This is a genomic window from Xylella taiwanensis (assembly GCF_013177435.1).
Classification (GTDB): domain Bacteria; phylum Pseudomonadota; class Gammaproteobacteria; order Xanthomonadales; family Xanthomonadaceae; genus Xylella; species Xylella taiwanensis.
Window position 1 is genome coordinate 1134841 of the sequence record NZ_CP053627.1, and the last position, 18094, is coordinate 1152934.

The window sequence follows — 18094 nt, forward strand, 5'->3', positions numbered from 1 at the left end:
AGCAGAGGGTTTACACATTCCGGCCAAGTCGGTTTCCGAAGAGCGTCGGTTGTGCAGGTGTTTCGGATGTTTGTTAGTACACCATCGCTGCTACAAGTATTCGTAGTGAGGAAGTTCCACAACGGCAGTAACCGGTTGAATGTTATTTTGAAGTCCTCGTGTCTGTTGGCCGGCAGCCATTGGGTGCGGTATCTCGGTAATACAATCCTCTGATTCCATGTATGCTTGTGTGGTTAACATCATCTGTATCCGTACCGAGGTTATTGCACATCTCTGGTTGCTTTACTTACACACTCTAGTGAACTTGGTGATGGCTGACTGAGCCAGGGAGGGTATCGTCTTATGGATAACCTTCATACTGTGCCAGCTTGAGACCTGCTCTGGTCGTGCAACCAGCTGTGATAGTGCCACCCAGCCATTGCTATATGTTTGGCATACTGCGGCTGGCACAATGGTTGCTAATGTGGCTTTACATGGCTATGAAATGGAAATGGTTCTGACGGCAGCATGATGCTATCTAGATGAATGTCATTGTTGACATCAGTCAGCTTGTTGTTTATTTCTTAAATATTCATCGGACTCACTCTACCTCCAGTGATTGATCCATGGTCTACTTCGAGAAGGTTATATTTTTTAATCTTTATCTTGGTAGCTATCAAGAATTGATCACGGTATTTCATCGGATGTGCTCGTTCCCGTTGTAGGATGTGGTGTTGCAGTCCGAATGAGTGCAGGCTGGCAGGGCATCGGGTTAACGCTGAGTAGTTGCGGGTGCTCGGCAATGTGTTTAGCTGTAACTGTGTCAGGATTTTGAGAAACACTCACTGAGCATATCCAGTAAGGACAGGATCTTCACGTTGCTTCCACGAGGTGATGCAGCACGATTTCACAAACCTGAAGAACTGGGAGCCTTCATGCGTCAGACCAAGGAAACCTCAGGACTTGTCCTGATAGTGGAAGATAACCGCAACATTTCGGAGATGATCGGTGAATACTTGGAAGGCCGTGGTTTTGAAGTAGATTACGCGGTCGATGGTTTAGACGGCTATCGCTTGGCCGTTGAGAACAGCTATGACGTTGTGGTGCTCGATTTGATGCTGCCCCGCTTAGACGGCATAGAGGTCTGTCGCCAGCTGCGTAAAGATGCACGTAAATCTACACCTGTTCTTATGTTGACAGCGCGCGACACACTTGACGACAAACTCACCGGACTGGGGTTCGGTGCCGACGATTACCTGACTAAGCCATTCGCGATTCAGGAATTGGAAGCTCGCTTGCGAGCTCTAATCCGTCGTGAGCGCCGCCAAGTTGGTGCGGAAGTGCTCAAGCTTGCTGACCTTGTCCTTGATCCGGTGAGTATGCGTGCTACCCGTGCCGGTACCGAACTTCAACTTTCGCCGATTGGGCTCCGCCTGCTGACTATCTTAATGCGTGAGTCGCCACGTGTAGTCAGTCGCCAAGAGATTGAACGTGAGATTTGGGGCAACTGTCTGCCGGATTCAGATACGCTGCGCAGCCATCTATACAACTTGCGCAAGGTGGTTGACAAACCATTTGGTCGACCACTGTTACACACTGTACAGAGCGCTGGCTACCGGATGGTCGATATCGAACAATCAATGTCTTAGAGCTAAGTCGATAATCAATCGCAATATGAGAATCTTTAAGATGTGCCTTATTGCTGCCAAAAGAAGTTAAGTATCGCTAGAAATTGTTGATGATTGCACTGAATGCTAGGTGCATCTGTGCTAGACGTTGAGCAATTTATTGTGCAATGCTTCGTGTTTACATCAATTCCTAAATGGATTGGGATTGTATAAGCGCACGGATAGCTTCTGATAAGACGGCGGCATTGTTGTGGCAGAATCGTTGCGTTCCGTGGGCATGTTCGGGGCGCTGTTCTGTTATGCCAGCTTTTCTAACTTTTGTTGAAATAATGGCTGACCAATTTGGACACATGCCGCGTGGGCCGCGGCGCATTTACAAAGCTGCAATCTGGTCATTGCAGGGGTTGCGTGCAGCTTGGCTATACGAGTCTTCCTTCCGTTTTGAAGTGATATTGCTATTGGTGCTTGGGCCTCTGGGCCTGTGGCTGGGGCAAACCCCTGTGGAACAGGTACTGTTGGTTGGTGCCTTATTGTTGGTATTGGTGGTGGAGTTGCTCAATTCGGCAATTGAAGCAGTCATCGAGCGCTATGGGCCTGAATACCATGAGCTTGCTGGACGTGCGAAGGATATGGGATCGGCTGCGGTATTCATCACGTTGGGCAACGTGGTGCTTTGCTGGGTGTTGATCTTAGGTCCGCGTCTTTTTTAATACCTTTGCTTGCGGCAGGTTATCTGATGGATGGCTGCACGATGGCACAATGGGTGTTCTCGCTTTTTGGCAGGGCACGATTCCACATGATTTATCTCCACGCTATCGATCCAATCGCTTTCTCGCTTGGTCCGGTGAAGGTGCATTGGTATGGCTTGATGTATCTGGCAGGTTTTGGTGCGGCTTGGTGCTTGGGACGTCACCGAATCCAGGCCGGGCGTTTGTCTGGTGTGAACATGGATGGTTTTTCCGACCTGTTGTTCTACGCGATGATGGGAGTGGTGTTGGGTGGGCGTGTCGGTTATATGGTGTTCTATGCGTTCGATGACTTCTTGCGAGAACCACTGCTGCTTTTTAAGGTTTGGGAAGGTGGTATGAGTTTTCATGGTGGTTTGATTGGTGTCTTGCTGGCAGTGGCTTGGTGGACTCGGCGGCAGCGCCTGCATATGTTCGATGTGGTTGATTTCGCTGCACCACTGGTCCCCCTGGGCTTAGGTTTTGGTCGGCTTGGCAACTTCATCGGCGGTGAGCTTTGGGGTAAGTTCACCCAGAATGGCTGGGGAGTGATCTTTCCGCGTGCTCCGCTTAGCGATGTGCCTGCTGGGCAGCCTGCGATGCAGGATGTGATGAACTTCGCGCATATCCAACAGCATTATGCCGCTGGTCTTCTGGGTCACTATGCCCGGCATCCCTCGCAGCTGTATGAAGCGCTCCTTGAGGGGTTGGTAATGTTCATAGCGCTATGGTTATTTTCACGCAGACCACGTGGGCGTTATGCGGTGTCTGGATTGTTTGCGCTGTTGTATGGTGTGTTTCGTTTCCTGGTCGAGTTTGTACGTATGCCAGACAACGGTGTCTATGTAGCGTTCGGATGGCTGACGCGTGGCCAGATCTTAAGCTTGCCGCTGATCGTGATCGGATTGTTCCTGTGCTGGTTGTCGCGTCGCGCACCAGTATTGCAGCCGGCGCCTGTTACTGAGGTTTCTAAGTGAAGCAGTACCTTGATTTACTGCATCATGTGCTTGTGAATGGCATTCAGAAGTCTGACCGCACCGGGACGGGTACACGCAGTGTGTTCGGTTGGCAGATGCGATTCGACCTCGGCCAAGGCTTCCCACTGGTTACAACTAAAAAGTTGCACCTACGTTCTATCATTCATGAGTTGCTGTGGTTCCTCAGAGGTGAAACCAATATTGCTTATCTTAAGTCGCATCAGGTCAGCATCTGGGACGAATGGGCTGATGTCACGGGTGAGTTGGGGCCTGTATATGGCAAGCAGTGGCGGCGCTGGGCAGGTGCGGATGGCCACGAGATCGACCAGATCCGTTGGTTGGTCGATGAGATCAAGCGTAATCCAGATTCGCGCCGGTTGGTGATCAGCGCCTGGAATGTGGCTGATCTTCCACAGATGGCTTTGGTGCCGTGCCATGCATTATTTCAATTCTATGTTGCCAATGGCCGGTTGAGCTGCCAGCTTTATCAGCGCAGTGCTGATATTTTTCTTGGTGTCCCTTTCAATATCGCTAGTTATGCGCTTCTCACCCACATGCTGGCCCAGGTGACTGGTCTAGCTGTAGGTGACTTTGTGCATACGTTGGGCGATGCACATTTGTATGCGAATCATGTCGAGCAAGCATATGTGCAACTGGAGCGTGTGCCGCGACCGCAACCGGTATTAAGGCTCAATCCGGCAGTCACTGACCTGTTCAACTTTATCTACGATGACATCGTGATTGAAGGCTATGATCCATATCCGGCCATCAAGGCACCTGTGGCAGTGTGATTTATGGTGTCAGTCGGCGACTTCATAGATGTCAGGACCAGTGTGGGTTCAGTGAATGGCAAACCGTCCTAAGAAAGCCAGAGAAAATTTGGTTGGTGTATTTATATCGTTGTTTACCTCCTATGGGATTTGAGGTTTGTTTTTAATCGTGATCTTTCTTCAGGTTTTACTGCTTGTGGTTTGCAAGATCAGTCCAAATTGATCCATGGAGGTGAGAGGATGGGGTTGGAATCAGATTCATCAATGTTGTCTTTACAGAGGGGCTGTGTTCGATAGGGATGAGATTGCCAATGAATATCCACAACGTCTTGTACACAGTTCCATGATCGTTTCGTTAATTGCTGCGTTGGATCTTTGCTACGCTATCGGCCGTGGTAACGACTTACCGTGGCACCTGCCTGATGATCTGAAGCGTTTCAAGGCATTGACCTTAGGTCGACCTGTGCTGATGGGTCGCAAGACTGCTTACTCGCTTGGGCGTGCCTTGCCAGGGAGAACCAATCTGGTGTTGACCCGTTCTGGGCAAATCCCATTTCCGGGGATGCGGGTGGTGGATTCACTGGATGCGGCTATCGCGCAGGCAGCTGCGGAGGGTACCGACAGGTTAAGTGTGATTGGTGGGGGTGAACTGTATGCATTGACCTTGCCGTATGCCAATGTCCTGTACTTGACTCACGTGGATGTGGCCGTCGTGGGTGCTGACGCGTATTTTCCTATGTTCGATCCTGCTGATTGGGAGATCATGACACGTGAATCCCATAAGGCTGATATGCATCATGCATACGCGTTTACCTTTATCGATTATTATCGCCGATATAGTTAGTGCATCCTGACGATCTGGCGTTTCTGCAACACCTGCAGTGACTAGTGAAGTCATGTGCAGTAGATGCTTCCCGATAATGGTTGGTCAGAAAAAGTATCCGGATAAATTGAAAGTCAGTGATGCATTCCTGATGACTTTGTTTCTCTCGCTTTATCCTTATCCTCTACAAAAACAATGTGCTGAATAAGTAGCTGTGGAACGATGCCGCAGTTGGTATTAGGGACTAGCGACACGATTGTAAGCCATCGGCAATCGGAGCCAAGCCAATCAAGGTGATGAGCATGACATCAAGCTTCTCGTCTTTGGAGCAAATACAGCGATAACTTTTGAGCCTGCGGAACAGGCGTTCGGCCTTATTGCAGCGCTTGTACATCTTGAGGTCATATTCCCAATTTCCAAAGCTCTATGTCTGTGCACAGCGGCGGTACGACGGCGATGGAGGGGGCTTTTGCGAGAGAGGGCGGAATCCTACGATAAAGTTTTGGCCAACGATATTCTCCGGTGTGATTGATGTGCTCCCATCCGAGCGGCGAGATATGAGCCAGCAGATCGAGTAATGGCAATTTAACCTTGCTTTTCTGGTTGGCGACGATTTCGGCCAACTGTATGGTGTTCCTGAAGAGAATGATCGCGGCAAGCAGGTTCATGTCGGTGATCTGGTAGTACTCGCCTTCGGCAGAACGGTCGCGGATTTGGCCCCGGCGATGGAAGCTGATAGCTCCTTTGAGCGTGTGATGGGCTTCGTCCTTGTTGAGCCCGATATGGGCGTGGCGTTATCTGACTGGGCGTGATGCTTCTGGCTGTAATGGTGGTGGCAATGCGCAGGATGTCAGGCTAGTTGCGCTCGATCATGGCTTGATTGATTTTTCCGCCGCTCATGGCCCACAGGCGTACCGGGACGGTCGAAGGATTGAAAGCGTAGAGTTGTTCGGACGGCAGATCGCGGATGCACGGAGCAAACCGGTAGCCAGCAATAGCGCATGCGGCAAAAACATGATCAGTGAAGCCGCCTGTGTTGACCAATTGCTCTGGGATATAACAACCGGCATTCGTTTATGAATAGGCCGTCGAGGATGTAGGGGACTTCGCTTGCCGTTGCAGGGATCATTTGGGTTGCGAACGGCGCATTTCTAGTGTTCTGCCCTGTGCGTTGGTTGATTCGCACATCGAAGATTTAATCCTGTAGCTTTAATTATAAATCTTGGTAGCGTTCGAGGATGGGTGCTGTGCTGAAATTGTCTTGTCCGACGTGTCCACATGAGTGACAAACAGATGCACCAGTTTGGATGCGTTTGCCACCACGCACCGCACAGGAGCTACGCTGCAGGCCGATGGTGACTTATATCGCGTCGTTCACGTGATTGATGACGAATATCGCTGGAACCGAAGTTCGGGGAGCAATGGAACAGGAAAGTCAGTTAAATCGTCGCATTCCAGCCTAAGCCCCTGATTACGTTGGCTGCCAATTTTTTACCGGAACAATGTCACAAGATAGACCATTAAAGCTGCACCCATTGCTATAACTGTGTAGTTCGTCTTGCGGTTTGCTCTTTGGCAATCTGCCATTGCCGCTTCGCTAATTGTTTTTGGACCTTGTCAAACAAACGTGTTGGAAATGGTGAATCCGAAAACGGCCAAGACCAGAGCCAACGACATAGTGTTGCGCTTGACTCTTGGTCATGCTGAAACTCCTTTGTCGATCACAGGTGAGTGCGAGAGAAACGAGGCTTTATCTCTTAAGCGAAGTAGAATGCCAAAGTAAAAAGCAGAAACCTGCTATGAATCTCCCCTAGTTCCTGGCCGTGTTTGCAGGTGCCAACTATTCAGTGGTGTAGCGACAGGATCTGCAAGCTACGATCCGTTTGCCATCAAGCGATAGCCAATGCCAAGTTCGTTCATGATGAGCGCAGGGCGTGCTGGATCGATTTCGAGCTTCTGGCGCAGGTTCCTCACGACGATCCGCAGATAGTCGATCCGTCGGTCGACTTCATAGGGCCAGACGGCTGCGAGCACGCTCTGATGGGTTATAACGCGACCGGGATGCAGCGCGAGTTGCTGCAGAACCTCGAACTCCTTGCGGGTCAGGTGCACCTCCACTGCGTCACGGGTGACGATTCGGTTGGCAAGATCGATGGTGATGGCGCCAGCGCAGACCAACGCGGAAGCGCCCTGTGCCTCGACCCGATCACGAATATTGGCCCGCAACCGCGCCAGCACTTCCTCGCTGTCAAACGGCTTGGTGACATAATCTTGGGCGCCAAGATCAAGCGCGGCCACCTTTTGGTCAGTGGTGTCGCGTGCAGAGACGACGATGATCGCCGCGGTGCCTTGCTGATGCAGCAGTGTGACGATCTCTAAGCCATCGCGGTCAGGAAGACCGAGGTCGAGAAGGATTGCATCGGGCCGCGCGGACTTTGCTAGAGCGAGCGCATCGGCTGCAGTGGTCGCTTCCACGGCCTTATAGCCAGCCCGAATGAGCGTGTTTTGCAGCAGGCGGCGGATGTGCAGATCGTCATCGACGATCAGAACGCGTTGTTCCATCATACGTCCATTCCTTGCTCAGAGTTCCACACCAGTAGCTGCGCGGGAAAATGAATGCTGAAGCAAGCACCGAGACCGTCCTCGCGGTTCCGCGCTTCGACCATCATGCCCATGGCCTCCGCGAACCCCTTGACGATTGCGAGACCCAGCCCAGTGCCGCTGATCGAGCGATCGGAGCCTGTAAGGCGGCGGAAGGATTCGAACACTTCCTTTTCACTACCGGATGGAAGGCCAACGCCATGATTTGCAACCGACAGGATCAGTTTTTCGTAAGACTGTTCAACTCGAATGAGGATCGACGTTCCTGGATTGCCGTAGCGCCCGGCATTGTCGAACAGGTTGAGCAGGCAATGGTGGAACAGTTGCGGATCGACCTTCACGAGCGGCAGGTCTGGTGCCATGTCGAGATTAATCGGATGACCATCCAGCGATTGGCGAGTATCACGGAGGGCACCGCTGACCGCGTCGGTAAGGTCGACTGTCTCGATGTTGAGTTTCAGAGCGTCCGCTTCGAGCCGCACCATGTCTAGCAAGTTGGTGACGAATCGATTTAGACGAGTCGCTTCGCTTTCGAGTGTGTCGAGCAGGGGATCTTTATAGCGACGCCGGAGTTCTGCCGAAGCAGCGAGCACTGAGGTCAGGGGCGTGCGCAGATCGTGACTGACGGAGGAGAGGAGCGCTGCGCGCAGCCGATCGCGTTCACGCACTGCATCGACATCGCGCATTTCCGCTTCGAGCCGTAATCTTTCCAATGCGATGGCGGTCTGGTCGATAAGGCTGTTGAGCAGACCCAGCTGGTCCGAGCGGATTGGATTGCTGCCATCTTCCCGTGCGAGGCCGAGGACGGCGAGAATCTGATCACCGGCCTTGAGTGGCTGGAACTGCCAATCGGACGCCGTGAGCGTACCTGTCCCTCGCCCGGCCGACTGACCCGTATCACCGACCCACTTGACGGCGGCCATCTCTATCGTTTCCAGCACTGATCGCGCGTCGCTCGCTGCTTGGATCGAAAATCCGGCCGCAGATCGCTTAAGCAGAACGACCCGAAGCGAAAGCAGGCGGGCGATCTCGATACAGGCGGCGTTGGCGACATCCTGCGGATCGTTGAGTGCGGTCAACTGGCGCAGATAGCCTGCTAGAACCGCATTGGTGCGTGCGCTCATTGATGCAATGTCGGCTTGGAGTCGGACGCGTGAAGTAAGTTGGCTAGTGACGAAGGCGACGCCCACGAGGACGATAATCGAGATAACGTTCTCGGGATTGCTGACGTTGAACGCACCGATCGGCGGCAGGAAAAAGTAATTATAGGCGAGACTCGCAGTGAGCCCAGCAAACAGCCCAGTACGGAGACCAAACAGGCTTGCCGCCGTCATGACTGGCAGCAGAAACAGGAGTGCGATATTGCCGAGGTTCAGGATATGGAGCAGTACCGAGCCGATTGCCGTGATCGCTGCGACCATGAGCACTGAATAGACATAACCTGATGGTGCGCCCCAGCCCGAAGCAACGGGTGCTCCCTGTCTCGCGCTGCCGTTCCCAACACGCTGCTCGTTTTCTAATGGTAGGACGTGGACGGCGATACCGTGCGTTTTGCGGACAAGATGATCGGCGACCGAGCCGTACCGCAGATCGACCCAGCGCGAGCGTACCGATTTGCCGACAATAAGTTGTGTTGCTCGGGCGTTGATCGCGAAGGCTTTCAACCCTTCGACCACATTTGCTGCAGGAACTGTCGCCACCTGGCCACCGAGTTGTGTTGCGAGTGCGAGAACTGCCGCAAGATGCTGATGCTCGTCGGAACCGAGTTGGCGCGTGTGTGTGGTTTCGATATAAACAGCGGTCCAAGGTGCATGAAGCGCGTCGGCGATACGTTTAGCGGCGCGTACCAAGCCGGTGGAGCTTGAAAGCTCATTTACTGCGACGATGATCCGCTCACTGCCCGCCCAGGTTCCGCCGAGTGCGTTGGCGCGGACATGTTCGAGCATCTGTGCATCGACCACTTGAGCTGTGCGACGTAGTGCCAGCTCGCGCAACGCCGACAGGTTCGACTTTGAGAAGAAATGGTTGAGTGCCCGTGTGGCTTCTTGGGGCAGGTAAACTTTGCCCTCCTTCAACCGATCGATAAGCTCGTCCGGTGGAATGTCAACGACCTCAATCTCGGCTGTCTCAAGGATGCTGTCAGGAACGGTCTCGCGTACGCGCACGCCCGTGAATGAGACGACCACGTCATTCAAGCTCTCTATATGCTGGATGTTGATCGTCGAGTAGACGTCAATGCCCGCGTCAAGTAACTCCTCGACATCCTGATACCGTTTGGAGTGCCGGCTACCGACTGCATTGGTGTGGGCTAGTTCGTCCACCAGCGCGAGCTGTGGGCGGCGCTCCAGCAGACCGTCTAGATCCATTTCGGTGAGCGTGTGCCCTTGATGGTTGACGTTGTGGCGCGGCAGGATTTCAAGGTTGCTTGTTAAGGCTTCGGTTTCAGCACGGTCATGGGTTTCGACGATACCGACCACGACGTCGATGCCTGCCTTCTTGCGGGCAGCCGCCTCGGAGAGCATCTCAAAGGTCTTGCCGACACCTGGCGCGGCACCGAGGAAAATCTTGAGCCGGCCCCGGCCTTCCTGCGCAGCGGCGCGTAGGAAGGCCTCAGGGTAGGCTAGTCTCCGTCTCGTCAACGCGTGCCACCGATCCTGTCGAGTGCTTGATTGAGAGCCAGTACATTGACGTGTGGCTCGCCTAGGACCCCCAGCAACGGGCGTTCGATACTTCGTTGCACCAGTGCACGAATCTGGTTTTCGGGCAGACCCCGTACGCGCGCAATGCGCGGGGCCTGTGCAATCGCGGCTTCAGGAGAGAGATCTGGATCGAGCCCGGAGCCACTTGCAGTCACAAGGTCCGCCGGGATCATGACCACGCCTTCTGAACGACGCTTTTTCACGTCCTGTTTGACGCGCTCGACCAAGGGCTGGCTTGTCGGTCCCAAATTCGAGCCTGACGAGGCTAGACCGTCATAGCCCTTTCCGGCAGTCGAAGGACGGGTCTGGAAATAGCGCTCGGACATGAACGCTTGGCCGACGACGGTCGAGCCGATCACCTTGCCGCTGCTGTCATGAATGAGGCTGCCATTCGCCTGGGACGGGAAAATGGCTTGTCCGATACCGGTCATGGTAAGAGGATAAAGTATCCCGAGCAGCAGTGCGAACAGGATCGTCAGTATGATGGCCGGGCGCAGTGAAGTCATGAAATCGTTGCCCATGATGATGCTCCTTAGACCAGACCAATGCCGTTAATGGCAAGGTCGATGATTTTAATGCCGACGAACGGCGCGATAAGGCCACCGAGGCCATAGACGGCAAGGTTCCTAGCGAGTAGCGGTCCCGCTCCCATCGGTTTGTAGGGCACGCCCTTAAGCGCAAGTGGCACCAGCAGCGGAATGATCAGTGCGTTGAAGATGATTGCCGATAGGATAGCGCTATCAGGCGTCGCCAGGCCCATAATGTTGAGGACGCTGAGACCCGGGTATAACGCCATAAACATCGCAGGGATGATCGCGAAGTATTTGGCGACGTCGTTTGCGACCGAGAAGGTGGTGATCGCACCTCGGGTCATCAGTAGCTGCTTGCCAAGGCCTACCACCTCGACCAACTTGGTTGGATCGCTATCAAGGTCGACCATGTTACCGGCCTCGCGAGCGGCTTGGGTACCCGTATTCATCGCCACGCCGACATCGGCTTGTGCGAGGGCAGGTGCATCGTTAGTGCCATCGCCGCACATCGCCACAAGTCGGCCGCCCTGCTGTTCCTTGCGGATCAGCTCTAGCTTGTCCTCGGGCGTCGCCTGGGCGAGGAAATCGTCGACGCCTGCCTCGGCGGCGATGGCGGCAGCAGTGAGAGGATTATCACCGGTGATCATCACCGTGCGGATACCCATCGCGCGCAATTCGCCGAAGCGCTCGCGGATGCCTGCCTTGACGACATCCTTGAGGAATATCGCGCCTAGGAGCTGCCCGTTCCGGGCGACGGCGAGAGGCGTGCCGCCAGCACGTGCCATCTTGTCTGTTACGCGACGCAGTTCAGTCGCGGCCGCAGTCTCACTTGCACCCGGATTTGCCTTGAGGACTGAATCGACCGCGCCCTTCTGGATCAGCACGTCTCTGGTCTTCACACCGGATATACGAGTCTGCGCGGTGAAGGGAATCACTTCAGTAGTTGCTGGCAAAGCCGAAATCGCGACCTTGAACCGATCACGTGCGAGGACGACGATCGAACGCCCCTCGGGCGTCTCATCTGCCAGACTGCTGAGCAGCGCCGCTTCCGCCAATGCTGCGAGAGAAACGCCACTAACGGGGTGGAACTCACTTGCCTGACGGTCACCGATCGTGATCGTGCCAGTCTTGTCGAGTAACAGCACGTCGACATCGCCCGCTGCCTCGACCGCGCGGCCTGACTTGGCCAGCACGTTGAAGCGTATAAGCCGATCCATGCCAGCGATGCCAATTGCCGATAGCAATGCAGCGATGGTCGTTGGGATCAGCGTGATGAGCAGGGCCGCAAGGGTTGCTACCGGGATGGCACCACCTGCATAGCTTGCGAAGCACGGAATCGTGCCGATTGCGATGAGGAAAATGATCGTGAGGCCAACCAGCAGGATGGTCAGCGCGATCTCGTTCGGCGTCTTCTGCCGCTTGGCGCCCTCGACGAGCGCGATCATGCGATCGAGGAAACCCTGGTTTGGATCGACAGTGACACGCACCTTGATCTCATCAGAGATCACGCGCGTGCCTGCAGTGACCGCGGAGCGGTCGCCGCCCGCCTCGCGGATCACGGGCGCGCTCTCGCCTGTGATTGCTGCTTCATTGACTGAGGCAACACCCTCGATCACTTCCCCGTCGGCTGGGATGAGTTCGCCCGTTCTGACAAGCACAATGTCACCGGCGCGCAACTGGTTGGCAGCGACATCCTGGAGGCGACCGTCCTTGAACCGCTTGGCAGTCAGTTCGGCTTTGGTGGCGCGCAAGCTGGCGGCTTGGGCCTTGCCGCGGCCTTCGGCCAGCGCTTCAGCGAACGTGCCGAACAGCACAGTGAGCCAGAGCCAGATGGCGAGTTGTAGCTTGAACCCCATGGTCAACGTATCGTTGCCAATGACTAGCAGGATCGTCATGAGCAGTGCTACGCAGGCCGTGACGAACATCACGGGGTTGCGGATCAATTCCTTCGGATTGAGCTTTTTGAAAGCGTCACCGATGGCCGGAACGATGAGCTCCGCGGTGAACAGGGATTTAGTGGATGCGTGAGCCATGAGTGGTGTTCTCACTTAAAAGAGTTGGCTGCGAATCATCGCGAGATGATCGGCAATGGGACCGAGTGCAAGGCTCGGTAGGAAGGTGAGGCCGCCCAAGATCAGCACGATACCGACGAGCAGGCCGGTCCAGAGACCGCCAGTGGTTGGGAACGAACCTGCGCTCTCTGGTATGTACTTCTTGGTCGCCAGGCTGCCGGCGATCGCCAGCATCGGCACGATGATGAAGAAGCGGCCAATCCACATCGCGACGCCCAGCATGCCGTTGTAATAAGGCGTGTTGGCAGTGAGCCCCGCGAAGGCTGAGCCGTTGTTCCCGACCGCACTCGTGAAAGCGTAGAGAATTTCCGAAAAGCCGTGCGGTCCCTTGTTGAGGGGGCCTGCCAACCCTTGTTGGAGCACCGATGAGATCGCACTGAAGCCCAGGATAATCAATGGCAGCACCGCGATCGCCAGTACCGCTAGCTTCACTTCGCGCGCCTCAATCTTTTTGCCGACATATTCTGGGGTGCGGCCAACCATCAACCCAGCAATGAATACCGCGAGGATCGCAAATAGCAGGAAGCCGTAGATACCCGCGCCGACGCCGCCGACCACGACTTCGCCTAGCTGGATGTTGAACAGTGGGATCATGCCGCCCAACGCGGTGAAGCTGTCGTGCATGGAATTGACAGCACCGCACGAGGCTGCTGTCGTGACGACAGAGAACAGGGAAGACGCCGCGATACCGAAGCGGACCTCCTTGCCCTCCATGTTACCCCCTGCGACGCCGAGGGAATGAATGACTGGATTGCCAGCTGCCTCCTGCCAGTAAGTGACGCTGACGCCAGCCAGGAACAGGATCACCATCGCCGCCAGGATTGCCCAACCCTGACGGGTGTTACCCACTGCCTTGCCGAAGCTCCAGGTCAGGCCGAAGCCGATCACGAAGATCGACAGCATTTGCACGAAATTGGTGAGTGCCGTCGGATTCTCAAAGGGGTGCGCTGAGTTCGCATTGAAGAAGCCACCACCATTGGTACCAAGCATCTTGATCGCTTCTTGGGAGGCCACTGGCCCGGTGACCAGGATCTGCTTGGCACCCTCGAGTGTGTTGATGTCGATGGTGCCTGCCAACGTCTGGGGCACACCACTTGCGATCAGAAAGAGCGTATAGAGGATGCAAACAGGTAGCAGGAGATATAGCGTGATCCGCGTGCAATCCGCCCAGAAGTTGCCGAGCGTCGTTGCGCTGCGACGCGCAAAACCACGAAACATGGCGAAGGCGAGCGCGATACCCGTCGCTGCGGATAGGAAGTTGTGGATCGTAAGGCCCAGCATCTGGCTGAGGTTCGACATGGTCGACTCGCCGCTATAGCTTTGCCAGTTGGTATTTGTGGTGAAGCTCACAGCGGTGTTGAACGAGAGATGCTCGCTCACACCTGTCAGCCCCTGCGGGTTACCCGGTAACACGCCTTGAAGCCGCAGCACCGCATAGGTGAACAGCATCAGCACGGCGTTGAAGATGAGCATGTGCACCGCGTAGCGGCGCCAGTTTTGCTCGATTGAGGGATCAATGCCGGCAAGCTTATAGAAGCTGCGTTCGATTGGGCCAAGCACGACATGAAGCGGCGTGCGGCGGCCCTCATAGAGCGCGAAAAGCCAAATGCCAACAGGCTTGGTCAGCAGCAATAGGATGCCGGTAAAGGCGAATATCAGGATCCAGCCCTGGAGAGTCATGAGTGTGTTCCTTTCAGAAGCGTTCGGGGCGGACGAGCACCGCCACGAGATAAGCCAGAAGGCCGAGTGTGGTCAGCCCGGCGAGCCAGAAATCGAGTGTCATCGCATGACCTCAAACGTTATCGCACAGGTGAACATAGGCGAGTGGCAGGCCCACCAGTCCGAGCATGATTGCGATCCAAAGCAAATCGTACATGGCTCATCTCCTTTAGAACGCCGCTGTCAGCGAGACAACGGCTGCACCGTCTGCGATGGACCCGATGCCGTCCTGACCTTTGCTGAAGCTCGGTTGGAGATAGGCTGCAGCCGAGCGACTGATATTGGTGTCGACGTAGGAAACGCCGAGTGTCAGGTTGTGCCAGCTGGCGTCTAATCCAAGCGACCAGTCCCAATATTTGCCGGTTGGTGCGATGCTCGTGGCGTTCTGTCCCAGGCCCGGATTGCCCTTGGAATAGCCAATATGTGCCTTGGCGGTGAGCGGGGTACCCTGGAGTGCGACTGCGGCGTCGCCCCAAAGGTAGAGATTGTCCTGTTTATCGTATGGTGCGTTGTAGACGCCGGCTGCGGCATCGGTACCGGTGAAATACCAATGGCCTAGCGCCTTTTGCTTGGGCGCATAAGCAAAGCCCGTCGTCAAAGCTATGGGTCCCGTCGTGCCGCTCAGCTTTACATAAGATTCAGCGAAGTTTGTATTGTTCGCACTTCCCGGGTACACGTACCAAGTGAGGCCGATGTCGAGCATGGTCTTCTTGGCTAGGGCCAGCTTGTAGCCGGCGATGAGATCGAGTTCCATATTGGCACCGCCGAACGTGCCCCAGTACGCCAGATTGGCCGCCCAGGCTCCGACATATGCGCCGCTCTTGTGCGAAAGAGTGAATCCGCCTTGAATGGTCATTGCTTTGTTGGTCTGCGAGACGCCCCGGAAGCGATAGTCCGAGGCGATCGACGCCGAGCCACTTACGGCAATATTTTGTTTCTCGGAATCTTGTGCGAAAGCTGGTGAGGCATTTGCGAGGAGAAAGATCGCGGCGGCTTCCGCCGGTATTCGTGACATTTCATCGTCCACATTGAAGTTAAGATGGACACAGAATATTGTCGCTCGCCGTAAAGTATCGAGGTGGAAACCGGCCTATATCCATAGTATTTGCATATAGTCATATCCGGCTTCGTCAACAGGCTTATCCACTGTGAATGTGGATAGCTCGGCCACTCGACGGCCTCCCCTAGCACGCTAAGAGGCTAGCAACGCGTGTAATTCCTCAAATGCCAGTACCGGACCTGAGCTGTTAACGCTACTTTCTCAAGTGTCAATGGATCTGTCTTGCCTTTGGATTGTGCAATCCCCAAAGAGCTGGGCCGTGTGTTGTGAAATCGGATTCCCTTACCCTTTAAGCAAAACCGTAACCTGTGTTACCATGCCCTGATTGAATTTTTGCATGGAGACTGAAAAATGAGGATGATTTTTAAAGTTGGTGGGATGTTGCTGGCCATCGGCTTGGTGCTCTCCGGTTGTGAGCTGAGCGCATAGTCGAGCAGAAGTGAGCCGAAGCCCACCCATTGCTCTGGGCGTTTCAGCAGATCTATTTCCGCTATGTCAGTACGGTAGTTACCGGGCTTGTTCTGTCAATCATTGTTGGCTGAGTGTTGGTCGCGCTGAGACGGTGGATTGAGTAGGTATCTGCAAGCGCTTGCTGAGTCGGAAGCCAGAAACGGCAAGGCGTTGGTGTCTCTTTAAAGTAAATCGTGCGGATCTTGTGGTTTTCATCAGCATGGTTCATGAGCGGGTGCGATGGGCGATTCGGCGGCCCAAGCCACTTGAGCTATTCGTAACCTTTCGGCACATCATGTGCTTATCTAGGCGATAGATGGTCGTACAAGTGTCCGCCGTGTAAAGGCGGCTCTTGGTGCGCCATCCACCATTGCATTTGCCGATAGCCGGCGGAGTGTTTTTGGGGGTGTGCTGGTGCCGTCCGGATGCATCTTCACAATGCTAGTTGTCAAGTGACACAACCTGGATCTTGATCTACACGATCTGCGCTTGCTGAGGTAATTCCAAGGCTCGATTCAGCTCGTTCGGCTTCGTCCATGGCTTCATGCATGTGTAAATTGTGTAGAAGTGGCCGAAGCGCTTGGTAGACCACGCCATTTCCAGCCATACTCAGCAAGAGCCTGCTGCGATTTTCATACCCGCGGTCCTGAATGGAAATTACCTCAGCATCATGAGTGTTAACAGAGTCTAGACCAGATAAACATTCTATAAGTGACGAATCAAGTGTCGAGGTACGTATCGCTTTGTTGTTGGTCTTAAGGAAGGCTCTTTAGCAGGAGAACGCTCGTATGCATGAGATAGACGTTCAAGAGAAGTTCAAGCTTAAGGTGCCGGAAGTACTTGTGAAAAAGCAATGCAACCATCGTGATGCTCCAAACGGCTATTCAAAAAAGATGTTCCTGACTCCAGCAAGTACGTGTACTGCATCTTTGGAGAGGTGTATGTGATATTTACTGATCAAGCCAGGTAGGCGTTTAGTGCGTAAGACACGCCTGCTATTCATGGTTCCCAAGGATATTGTTAGGTTTGGTTGATCGACCTCATGCACGATGACCGATTGACAACATGTCTTAATGAGATCTGTTTGACTTTGTCCGAGCACAAGATCCACCTGGGTCAGCGTAATGCTTGCTTTGAAGGCTGAAGTGGAAATAAGTGATGTTCGGTGATTACTTTTTGGAGCGCTTGGGGCGCTTTTTTGCTCGTCGACGTGGTGTGGGTGGTGGATGTTCGACTGACAGGCCGTGTACCTGTACTAGGCGCAATTCGTCGGTGTCGATCTGCAATGCGGTCAGTTTGCCGCCCCAGACTGCACCAGTGTCGATTGCGTGGATGCCTTGAGTGATAGTCAATCCCAGCGTCGACCAATGGCCACAGACGATCTTGAGATCACGTTCAACCCGGCCTGGCACTTCGAACCACGGATACATGCCTTGAGTTTGTGTTCCCGGTGTTCCTTTGTCCTCGGTGGAGATTCGCCCGCGTGGAGTACAGTAGCGCATGCGTGTCAGCACATTGATGATTGCACGGCTGCGGTTGTAGCCGCTCAGCGCTGGCGACCAATCGGGCTTGTCGCCATACATGCTGTGCAGCAGCTTATGGTATTCGGCGCTGTGTAGCTGCTGTTCGACCTCTTGTGCCAGTTTCTCCGCCATCTGAGTCGTCCACTTTGGTGCTAATCCTGCATGCACCATCATCCAGCCGGCGGTGCGATCGACATGAATCAGTTTCTGCATGCGTAGCCAGGTAAGTATTTCGTCGCGGTCCTCAGCGGTGATGATGCGTAGCAGATCGGGATTGACCTTGTTTTGCTCCTCTTCGCTGCGGACGGTGATTGCTAATAGTGAAAGATCATGGTTACCCAGTACCACGACACTGTGGGTGCGGAGTGAATGTACCAAGCGTAGTGTTTCCAACGATTGACCGCCGCGATTGACCAAGTCGCCGCAAAACCACAACGTATCCTGCGAAGGGTCGAAGCGGATATTTTCCAGCAGGCGTTGGGTGGCGTCATAGCAGCCTTGCAGGTCACCGATGGCCCAGATGCTCATCTATGCGCCT

General features: G+C 54.4%; 15 protein-coding genes. 6 read left to right on the forward strand and 9 right to left on the reverse strand.

Annotated features, from left to right (window positions below):
- The first annotated feature begins 914 nt into the window (after positions 1-914).
- The 5 genes from PLS229_RS04825 (at position 915) to PLS229_RS04845 (ending at position 4923) form a co-directional block, all read left to right on the forward strand.
- Positions 915-1628, forward strand: coding sequence for a response regulator transcription factor (locus PLS229_RS04825; RefSeq protein ID WP_038270312.1), 714 nt, complete (start codon positions 915-917; stop codon positions 1626-1628).
- Between the two features lie 308 nt (positions 1629-1936).
- Positions 1937-2317: a diacylglycerol kinase gene (locus PLS229_RS04830; protein WP_038270150.1), complete on the forward strand. Its 381-nt coding sequence runs from the start codon at positions 1937-1939 to the stop codon at positions 2315-2317.
- Between the two features lie 86 nt (positions 2318-2403).
- Positions 2404-3309 carry a prolipoprotein diacylglyceryl transferase gene (gene lgt / locus PLS229_RS04835; protein WP_038270310.1) on the forward strand — a complete coding sequence of 302 codons (906 nt, stop codon included), beginning with the start codon at positions 2404-2406 and terminating at the stop codon, positions 3307-3309.
- A complete protein-coding gene (locus tag PLS229_RS04840) occupies positions 3306-4100 on the forward strand; it encodes a thymidylate synthase (RefSeq protein WP_038270148.1) in 795 nt (264 codons plus the stop codon). Before lgt ends, PLS229_RS04840 begins: the two co-directional genes overlap by 4 nt.
- 322 nt (positions 4101-4422) lie before the next feature.
- Positions 4423-4923 (forward strand): dihydrofolate reductase, encoded by a 501-nt coding sequence (locus PLS229_RS04845; protein ID WP_038270308.1) that lies wholly within the window; start codon positions 4423-4425, stop codon positions 4921-4923.
- 380 nt (positions 4924-5303) lie between these two features.
- Here PLS229_RS04845 and PLS229_RS12695 read toward each other — a convergent pair whose 3' ends face one another.
- Positions 5304-5684, reverse strand: coding sequence for a Tn3 family transposase (locus PLS229_RS12695; protein WP_325065065.1), 381 nt, complete (start codon positions 5682-5684; stop codon positions 5304-5306).
- Here PLS229_RS12695 and PLS229_RS12700 point away from each other — a divergent pair.
- Positions 5674-5982 carry a hypothetical protein gene (locus PLS229_RS12700; protein ID WP_425511080.1) on the forward strand — a complete coding sequence of 103 codons (309 nt, stop codon included), beginning with the start codon at positions 5674-5676 and terminating at the stop codon, positions 5980-5982. The genes PLS229_RS12695 and PLS229_RS12700 overlap by 11 nt on opposite strands.
- 792 nt (positions 5983-6774) lie before the next feature.
- Here PLS229_RS12700 and PLS229_RS04855 read toward each other — a convergent pair.
- From PLS229_RS04855 to PLS229_RS04890, 8 genes are all read right to left on the reverse strand, one after another.
- The gene (locus tag PLS229_RS04855) at positions 6775-7467 is read right to left on the reverse strand and encodes a response regulator (RefSeq protein ID WP_200866177.1); all 693 of its coding nucleotides are present in this window, start codon (positions 7465-7467) and stop codon (positions 6775-6777) included.
- Positions 7464-10025 (reverse strand): sensor histidine kinase, encoded by a 2562-nt coding sequence (locus PLS229_RS04860; protein ID WP_230428201.1) that lies wholly within the window; start codon positions 10023-10025, stop codon positions 7464-7466. The genes PLS229_RS04855 and PLS229_RS04860 overlap by 4 nt, the downstream gene beginning before the upstream one ends.
- Before the next feature lie 113 nt (positions 10026-10138).
- The gene (kdpC, locus tag PLS229_RS04865) at positions 10139-10723 is read right to left on the reverse strand and encodes a potassium-transporting ATPase subunit KdpC (RefSeq protein ID WP_038270142.1); all 585 of its coding nucleotides are present in this window, start codon (positions 10721-10723) and stop codon (positions 10139-10141) included.
- A gap of 11 nt (positions 10724-10734) precedes the next feature.
- Positions 10735-12765: a potassium-transporting ATPase subunit KdpB gene (kdpB, locus tag PLS229_RS04870; protein ID WP_038270140.1), complete on the reverse strand. Its 2031-nt coding sequence runs from the start codon at positions 12763-12765 to the stop codon at positions 10735-10737.
- Positions 12766-12780: 15 nt separating this feature from the next.
- Positions 12781-14484, reverse strand: coding sequence for a potassium-transporting ATPase subunit KdpA (kdpA, locus tag PLS229_RS04875; RefSeq protein ID WP_038270138.1), 1704 nt, complete (start codon positions 14482-14484; stop codon positions 12781-12783).
- Positions 14485-14497: 13 nt separating this feature from the next.
- Positions 14498-14587 (reverse strand): K(+)-transporting ATPase subunit F, encoded by a 90-nt coding sequence (gene kdpF / locus PLS229_RS04880; protein WP_038270136.1) that lies wholly within the window; start codon positions 14585-14587, stop codon positions 14498-14500.
- 105 nt (positions 14588-14692) lie between these two features.
- Positions 14693-15538, reverse strand: a complete 846-nt coding sequence (locus PLS229_RS04885; RefSeq protein WP_114867100.1) for a TorF family putative porin — start codon at positions 15536-15538, stop codon at positions 14693-14695.
- 1664 nt (positions 15539-17202) lie between these two features.
- Positions 17203-18084 carry a symmetrical bis(5'-nucleosyl)-tetraphosphatase gene (locus tag PLS229_RS04890; RefSeq protein WP_038270133.1) on the reverse strand — a complete coding sequence of 294 codons (882 nt, stop codon included), beginning with the start codon at positions 18082-18084 and terminating at the stop codon, positions 17203-17205.
- Positions 18085-18094: the final 10 nt, after the last annotated feature.

Coding starts and splice junctions, on each gene's coding strand:
- PLS229_RS04825 (WP_038270312.1), top strand. CDS start 915: ATGCGTCAGACCAAGGAAACCTCAGGACTTGTCCTGATAGTGGAAGAT.
- PLS229_RS04830 (WP_038270150.1), top strand. CDS start 1,937: ATGGCTGACCAATTTGGACACATGCCGCGTGGGCCGCGGCGCATTTAC.
- lgt (WP_038270310.1), top strand. CDS start 2,404: ATGATTTATCTCCACGCTATCGATCCAATCGCTTTCTCGCTTGGTCCG.
- PLS229_RS04845 (WP_038270308.1), top strand. CDS start 4,423: ATGATCGTTTCGTTAATTGCTGCGTTGGATCTTTGCTACGCTATCGGC.
- PLS229_RS04855 (WP_200866177.1), bottom strand. CDS start 7,467: ATGATGGAACAACGCGTTCTGATCGTCGATGACGATCTGCACATCCGC.
- PLS229_RS04860 (WP_230428201.1), bottom strand. CDS start 10,025: ATGCTCTCCGAGGCGGCTGCCCGCAAGAAGGCAGGCATCGACGTCGTG.
- kdpC (WP_038270142.1), bottom strand. CDS start 10,723: ATGGGCAACGATTTCATGACTTCACTGCGCCCGGCCATCATACTGACG.
- kdpB (WP_038270140.1), bottom strand. CDS start 12,765: ATGGCTCACGCATCCACTAAATCCCTGTTCACCGCGGAGCTCATCGTT.
- kdpA (WP_038270138.1), bottom strand. CDS start 14,484: ATGACTCTCCAGGGCTGGATCCTGATATTCGCCTTTACCGGCATCCTA.
- kdpF (WP_038270136.1), bottom strand. CDS start 14,587: ATGACACTCGATTTCTGGCTCGCCGGGCTGACCACACTCGGCCTTCTG.
- PLS229_RS04885 (WP_114867100.1), bottom strand. CDS start 15,538: ATGTCACGAATACCGGCGGAAGCCGCCGCGATCTTTCTCCTCGCAAAT.
- PLS229_RS04890 (WP_038270133.1), bottom strand. CDS start 18,084: ATGAGCATCTGGGCCATCGGTGACCTGCAAGGCTGCTATGACGCCACC.